This is a genomic window from Brevundimonas sp. (genome assembly GCF_031082345.1).
Taxonomy (GTDB): Bacteria; Pseudomonadota; Alphaproteobacteria; order Caulobacterales; family Caulobacteraceae; genus Brevundimonas.
The window spans coordinates 5,419-6,357 of the sequence record NZ_JAVHLH010000054.1 but is presented as its reverse complement, the minus strand read 5'-3'; the positions used below and the strand labels follow the sequence as shown (position 1 = coordinate 6,357).

1 protein-coding gene is annotated in these 939 nt (G+C 65.5%); it reads right to left on the bottom strand.

Going from position 1 to position 939, the window contains the following annotated elements:
• Positions 1-939: DEAD/DEAH box helicase (locus RDU12_RS05450; RefSeq protein ID WP_374990190.1), on the bottom strand; the 939-nt coding region annotated here is incomplete at both ends.

Sequence of the window (939 nt, the reverse complement as noted above, 5' to 3'; positions counted from 1 at the left end):
CGGTGCTGCCCTTCAGTTCGGGATCGTCGACCCCGGCAGCCATGGCCTTGGCCTTCTGGGTCATGTTCAGCGCGGCGACGGCGTGCTGGCGGACGGCTTCCTGGTCCTCGTCTGTGAGCTCGGGGAAGCGGTCGCGCACGATCTTGCCCATGCGCAGCTGCGTCAGTTCCTGCGGGGCCGTCTCGTCGTCGAAGATGCCGCGCTCGACGACGGTCTTGTCCTGCACGAAGGCGGTGATGATCTCGTTCAGGTCCTCTTGGCAAATGCGCTTCGCCTCGGGGCTGGACGGCGTGACCAGCCCCTTGATCTCCATGTGGAACTGACCGGTCTTCTCATTGAAGCCAACGTTGGCGTGCTTCCCGTCCTCCTGATAGCCGGCCGGGCCGTAGTCGAATCCCGGCTTGGGGCCGAGGTCCTTGGGCGTGAAGTCGAAGCGCGGGGCCAATACCTGTTCCATCAGCAGGCTGGCGGCGATGGCCTTCAGGGTGTCGTTCAGGGCATCGACGACCAGCTCCTGGCTGGCGTCTGGTTCGGCGATCAGGTTGGTGAACCGGGCCGAGGCCTTGCCTGGTGCGTCGCGGGTGGCGCGGCCGATGATCTGGATAATCTCGGTCAGACTGGAGCGATAGCCGACCGTCAGCGCATGCTCGCACCAGATCCAGTCAAAGCCCTCCTTGGCCATCCCCAGGGCGATGATGATGTCGACATGGTCCCGGTCGTTACGGTGGGCGGGGTTCTTCAGCGCGCCGATCACCTTGTCGCGGCGGGGACCGTCGTCGTCGACCAGGTCCGCCACCTTCAGCACTCGCCCGTCCGGCCGGCGGATCAGGTGGAAGCCCGTCGCCGGATCCTCGCCCTGCCAATCGCCCAGGGCGCTCATGATCTCGTTGGCCTCCTTGATCTTGTCGGAGGTGCTTTCGCGCGCGTTGACGTTGGGGA